Below are 5692 nucleotides of genomic sequence, written 5' to 3' on the forward strand. Positions count from 1 at the left end.
GACTTGGTTCGCGATGGACGGTTCAAGCCGATCCGAAAATGAATTTAAGCGCTTCAGTCTGATTTTTTTGCTGTATCCTATCGGGCCTTCCAGCTCCGCAACATTTGGGAGGAGGTTAGGATGAACAAGTCCTTTGTCGCCGCCGCTTTGATCGCGTTGGCAAGTTCTGCGATGGCTCAAGATGCGATGAAGGTGGTCAAGCCCGATGGGCTGACGTGGATAGAGCATCCGGTCTTCAGGGGCRTGCAAACCGCCATCTTGATCGGTGACCCAACAAGGGCCGAGACGATCGTCCAGCGGGTGAAATTCCCGCCGAATTATAAAGTTCCGCCGCACACTCATCCCTATGCCGAGGTCGTCACCGTGATGAGTGGCAGCTTTGGGAACGCCATGGGGGAAAAGTTTGATCCCTCGAAAGGCGAGATATTGAAGCCGGGCTCCGTCTTCGCGCTGCCGGCGAAGCACCCCCATTATGTTTGGACGACAAACGAAGAAACGATGGTCCAAATTGTATTCACCGGGCCGGGGGGCATCGTATTCATCGATCCAGCCGACGATCCGCGCAAGAAGTAAAACGAAGCGCCGAAGCATAAAAAGAGGCTACCTCAATCGGCGGCCTCTTTCGTCATTCCGGCACGGTGCGATGTCGGCTGTTGGCCCTTCGCGGACCTGAACAGCGGAGCCGATGATGTCCGCTCACAGTGGCAGAACAGACCATCTACCATAGACCCGCCGACTTCCGAGTTTGACCCATCTCGGAAGTCGACGAGCCTAGCCCAGCCGCCGCCAAATGTGCTTTCATGTCCTGCAAACCGAGATCACCAATCTAGGGGCGTTCCTTGATGGACGAACGGGTGGAACGGCGATTGGCAGCGGTGCTGGCGGCTGATGTCGCCGGGTACAGCCGTCTCATGGGGGGCGATGAGGAAGGCACCCTGACCCGGCTCAAGGCGGTCAGGAAGGACCTCGTTGATCCAACCATCGCTGCGCATCGAGGCCGCATCGTCAAAACAACCGGCGACGGGATGCTAGTCGAATTTGCCAGCGCGGTGGATGCGGTGCGCTGTGCGATTGAAGTGCAAGACGGTATGATTGGGCTAAGCGCTGCCGGACTACCCGATACCCAGATCGAATACCGCATCGGCATCCATGTCGGCGACATTATTTTTGACGACAATGATATATTTGGCGATGGCGTCAACATCGCAGCGCGCCTTGAAGGCATAGCCGAGCCGGGCGGTGTCTGTATTTCCGACGATACTTATCGTCAGATCCGCGACCGTATTGATGTTGCATTCGACGACAAGGGGGAGATCGCGCTCAAAAACATCGCGCGTCCTGTGCGAGTGTTTGCGTTGGCCGGTGCCAAGTTGCCTTCAACCAAAGTCATCGAACTGGCGCCTCAACTAACCCTACCCGACAAGCCTTCAATCGCGGTACTGCCGTTCCAGAACATGAGCGGCGATCCCGAGCAAGAATTTTTTGCAGATGGGGTGGTCGAGGACATCATCACGGCGCTTTCGAAATTCAAGGCCTTTTTTGTGATCGCCCGCAATTCCAGCTTTACCTACAAGGGCAGGGCTGTCGATATCAAGCAGGTTGGGCGTGAGCTTGGAGTGCGGTACGTGCTCGAAGGCAGCGTTCGCAAGGCCGGCGCTCGCGTACGGATCACAGGGCAGCTTGTAGACGCCGCGACCGGAGCCCATTTGTGGGCGGACCGCTTTGAGGGCGCGCTGGACGATATATTTCTTTTGCAGGACGAACTTACGCGGCACGTCGTGGGAGCCATCGAACCAGAAGTCGACCGCGCCGAGATCGAGCGAGCAAGACGAAAGCCGCCCGGCAACATCGATGCGGTTACCGAACTCTATCGTGGACTTCCTCATATCAGTTGGCCGACGACACCGGAAAATAATGACATCGCCCTCCAGCATTTTCGGAATGCGATGGCCCTTGATCCGACGTTTTCGCAGTCATACGGAGCTGCCGCTGTGTGCCTTATGTGGCGACGGGCCAATTATTGGCCAACCGATGTGTCGAGTGACGATGCGGAGCTATCGCGTTTTGCCGACTGCGTCAAAAAACTCGGCACCGATGACGCGCCCACTCTAGTCGGCCTTGGTTGGGCTCTTTTCCATAATCGGGTGGATTGCGAGGCAGCTATCGAAATGGTGGAGCGGGCTGTTCGCTCAAATCCCAGTTTTGGCCAAGCATATAATACGCGAGGATGGCTTCGAGCTTGTGACGGTATGTCGGACGCGGCAATTGCCGATTTTGAGCAGGCAATGCGTTTCAGTCCGCGTGATCCTTTCACCTTCGCCACGATGACTGGCCTTGCGCTTGGTCACTTCAACGCCAACCGCTTTGCCGAAGCGGCAGATTGGGCGGATAAATCCATACAAGCATTTCCTTATTTTATTCCCGGGCTCGCAACAGCGGTTGCTTGCCATGTCGAGGCAGGAAGGATGGAAGATGCCCAAAAGGTGAAAGCGCAACTTCTCCGGATTGCGCCCAACTGGCGTCTTCGACCCGGCGGTTCCACCCCGATCCGGTCTATCGACATGATCGCGAAAATGCGCGAGGCGGGTCGCAAGGCGGGAATGCCCGAATAAACACAAGCGGCTTGCAACCGCCTTGTGGTCGGACGTCCTCACGTCGTCATTGATGTCGCCGATTGGCCCATCGCCGAAGTAGCGTCGCACCTCGTTGAGGTCTGCTTATTGAGGCAGGGCGGACTAGATTTGCTCAGGTTGAGTTCTTCGCATTTTGACCCACAACGGACATTGCATACGGACCTGCTTACCTTGAGTTGAGTTTCCGCAAAATTCATTCATCGTGCGCGTGGTCAAGCGCTCGTTTGAGACTTGCGCTGGAGCTCCGCGTAGATTGTCGATATTGCACAACTTTTCGGATATCGTCCAAGCGCGACGGGTTGGTTTCCTTTATCCTCGGTTTGGCTGTCAGAGGCGGCGGGCATGACAGGATGGACGGATCCCGGAAGACTGAGACGTTTGATCTAACTCAAGCCGATTGAGGCGGCCTTAGGTCTTCCGCTGAGGTCGGAAACAGGCCAGCCCCGTACATTTTTGAGCTGAGCAGACCGAATATCAGGGTTTCTTCTGAGCGTGCTCGACCTCGACGGCGCGAAGTAGGGCAGCAAGGCTGGGATATTCCACGCCATTGCGGGCGTAGCGGTTGACCGGCTCGACATAGCGAGCCGATCCGTCGGGCTTGCCGTGCCAGCTGAACTGCAGCACTGCGCTGTTGTGCTGGCGCAGAACGTGGCCGGCGCCGTTACCGAAAGACTTGCTCAGGGCGTGGCGCTTCATGGTCGCCCCTCCAGCTAGCTCCGTTGTCCATTCCGGGGTAAGCATCCGGAACGGAGACGTTCCTATTGTGGAGCGAGGAAATCCTGTCGGGAGCCATATCAGAACTCGCGGCTCATGGCCGGGTGGGTGCGATTCTTCACCTTGACCCACTCGCGCGTTCGGCCGCCGATGTAGCGCCCGTCCCGCCGCTTGGAGACGATGCCCTCGAGGCGGAGGTCGCATGCGGCTCTAAACAGATCCGGCCCGATCGCACCACTCGAATGGTGCGACGAACATGCCGTCGGGCCTGCCGTGCAGCAGCCGCGCCAGGTTGGTCTTGCGCATTGACAGCGGCAGCGCCGCAGGTCCTCGCCGCCGAGGGCGAGGATGTCGAGGCGTAGAACTGCACCTCCTCGTCGTGCTTGCGCGAGTGCAGGGCGTTGAAGTCGGAGATGCCGTCGACACCGAGCACCACGGCCTCGCCCTCGACGACGAATTGCTGCTCGCGGTTCTTGAGCGCCGATGCGACGATCCACGGGTAACGGTCGGTCCAGTTGTGACCGTTCCTCGTGATCAGCCGCACCTCTTTGCCGTTGCGCTCGACGCGCAGGCGATAGCCGTCATATTTGATTTCGTGGAGCCAGTCGGGGCCGGCAGGCACGGCTTTCGCTGCGGTCGGCAGGATACTCATGCTAAGCAATGTCCCAACTTGGTTAGTGACGCTGACTTAGATCGGCTCTAAAATCGTTCCAGTTTCGGAACGGAGTGGAGTTTTGGAGCCGCATCATGGGCGAATATCGCGCTTACATAATCGGTGCCGATGGGCACATCAAAATGCGAATTGATCTTGACGTGCAGGACGATGCGACCGCGCGGGAAAAAGCCGAACAGCTTGTCGACGGGCACGGGCACGCCGTAGAGCTGTGGGAAGGCGCAACCAAGCTCGCCCGGTTTGAGCCCATCAGGAGGCACTAAAGACCTCGAGCTAGATCAAGCTCTCCTGCCTCTCGGAGATCATCAGGCAGCTCCGCCGCAAGATGAATTAAGGCCGCATCGGTCGGCGGCCTCGTCTTTGAATGGACGACTTTACCCGAGCCCCAAAGGGAAAGGCCCAAGCCGGTGTTGGGGACGACTTGGGCCTTTGCTGGGGACATCTGCTGTTGGGAGCAGATGCGAGCAGAGAACTTCGGAAAACTTGCCCGGTTCCGCGACGCGCACGTAAATTCCAAAAGCAAAGCTGACCGCTGCTTGGGACAGCGGCCCCTCACGCTGCCGGGCTCAATAATCCGAAATGAGATAATTTCGGCAGCCCCGGCGTTGCCAAGTTCTCCCGACCTGTCGGTTCCGTCGATAACAGATGTGAAACGGCGTACTTCACATCGCGCGAGTTCTAATTAGGACGGAAAGCGGGCTGTGCAGCTGATTTCTGTGTTCCCATAGCATCCGAGGTGTTGCATGGTTTTCCCGATTTTAGACTGCTGCTTTTTCCATCGAGGCTTTTGCAATGTCCAACGCAATCGAAGATCTAGAAATGCTGCGACTGCTCAAGGCATTCCAGAAAATAACTGACCCGGACACCCGGCGAATGATCCTCCTCTACGTCAAGGAGCAGATGGAAAAGCGAGAAGCGAGGGTGCCGGAGAGCCCTTCGCGCTAACGCGCCAGTCCTCGCCCGCGGCATCAGCTTCACGTAAGTACCGCTCTCGGGCATCCGGAGCCAGCCTTTCTTCACTGCATAGGCGAGGCCGGCGCCATGTGCACCTCTCAGTTGGCGACTTGTTGAATATCAAGCCAGCAGGGAATGTCTTGTGTTGGCCCTTAGCCGAAGGGTCGATTGAGCGCGTGTCATGTCGGCTGTCAGGGGGAAACCGGACGCCGATCCAACTTGGCGTCCACCGCTGCCTTTGACCCCTAGCACAACTTGGCTAAGAGTCGTGTTCGTTTGCCCAATCTACTACTGGTGTTTGTTGTTCGGCTCGGAGCTGGCAATGATCTCTCGAAGCATTGCTCTGGCAGCCTGTAGATCCGGTGTCCCAAAGCCCTCGGTGAACTGGCTGTAGAGCGGACTGAGCAGGTCGTGCGCCTCGCCGCGCCGACCCTGTTCTCTCCACAATCGTGCAAGTCCTGTCGCTGCGCGCAACTCCCACAGCTTGGCGCTCTGCTGTCGTGCAACTGACGCCGCTTGCCGAAACCGCGCTTCCACAGCGGTCGGATCGGCCTTCCGCAGCCGCAGCATCAGCTCGCCCTTCATCCGATGGAGCTCGGCCTCGAACCACCGCTCGCCGGTTTCTTCCACTCGGCCCAGCGCCTTTGCAATCAGATCCAAGCCTTCCTCCACTGCGCCGGAACGGCCGAGGGCCTCAGCCTGAAGGCCGAGGAAATAC

General features: G+C 58.0%; 6 protein-coding genes and 1 pseudogene. 4 read left to right on the top strand and 3 right to left on the bottom strand.

The genetic code is table 11. The features are described 5' to 3' along the window. Nucleotides 1-120: 120 nt before the first annotated feature. Nucleotides 121-573, top strand: coding sequence for a cupin domain-containing protein (locus tag AC1D00_RS23840; protein ID WP_477012335.1), 453 nt, complete (start codon nt 121-123; stop codon nt 571-573). Nucleotides 574-842: 269 nt separating this feature from the next. Continuing rightward, nucleotides 843-2612, top strand: coding sequence for an adenylate/guanylate cyclase domain-containing protein (locus AC1D00_RS23845; RefSeq protein ID WP_477012336.1), 1770 nt, complete (start codon nt 843-845; stop codon nt 2610-2612). Between the two features lie 495 nt (nt 2613-3107). Here the strand turns inward: AC1D00_RS23845 and AC1D00_RS23850 are convergent, their stop codons facing one another. After that, a complete protein-coding gene (locus tag AC1D00_RS23850; RefSeq protein WP_477012337.1) occupies nt 3108-3329 on the bottom strand; it encodes a hypothetical protein in 222 nt (73 codons plus the stop codon). A gap of 136 nt (nt 3330-3465) precedes the next feature. Continuing rightward, complete coding sequence (locus tag AC1D00_RS23855; protein ID WP_477012338.1) at nt 3466-3999, bottom strand: ATP-dependent DNA ligase; 534 nt, start codon at nt 3997-3999, stop codon at nt 3466-3468. A gap of 95 nt (nt 4000-4094) precedes the next feature. On the opposite strand from AC1D00_RS23855, the gene AC1D00_RS23860 reads away from it, so the two are divergent. After that, nucleotides 4095-4283 carry a hypothetical protein gene (locus tag AC1D00_RS23860; RefSeq protein ID WP_477012339.1) on the top strand — a complete coding sequence of 63 codons (189 nt, stop codon included), beginning with the start codon at nt 4095-4097 and terminating at the stop codon, nt 4281-4283. 529 nt (nt 4284-4812) lie between these two features. After that, the gene (locus AC1D00_RS23865) at nt 4813-4965 is read left to right on the top strand and encodes a hypothetical protein (RefSeq protein ID WP_477012340.1); all 153 of its coding nucleotides are present in this window, start codon (nt 4813-4815) and stop codon (nt 4963-4965) included. A 297-nt stretch (nt 4966-5262) separates the two neighbouring features. On the opposite strand, the pseudogene AC1D00_RS23870 reads toward AC1D00_RS23865, so the two are convergent. Further along, nucleotides 5263-5692, bottom strand: a pseudogene (locus tag AC1D00_RS23870) (AAA family ATPase); the annotation flags it as partial.

Source organism: Bradyrhizobium sp. P2_E8 (genome assembly GCF_056403875.1).

What these genes read in the sequence shown, in the direction of transcription:
- AC1D00_RS23845 (WP_477012336.1), top strand. Translation starts at nt 843, where the DNA reads ATGGACGAACGGGTGGAACGGCGATTGGCAGCGGTGCTGGCGGCTGAT.
- AC1D00_RS23850 (WP_477012337.1), bottom strand. Translation starts at nt 3,329, where the DNA reads ATGAAGCGCCACGCCCTGAGCAAGTCTTTCGGTAACGGCGCCGGCCAC.
- AC1D00_RS23855 (WP_477012338.1), bottom strand. Translation starts at nt 3,999, where the DNA reads ATGAGTATCCTGCCGACCGCAGCGAAAGCCGTGCCTGCCGGCCCCGAC.
- AC1D00_RS23860 (WP_477012339.1), top strand. Translation starts at nt 4,095, where the DNA reads ATGGGCGAATATCGCGCTTACATAATCGGTGCCGATGGGCACATCAAA.
- AC1D00_RS23865 (WP_477012340.1), top strand. Translation starts at nt 4,813, where the DNA reads ATGTCCAACGCAATCGAAGATCTAGAAATGCTGCGACTGCTCAAGGCA.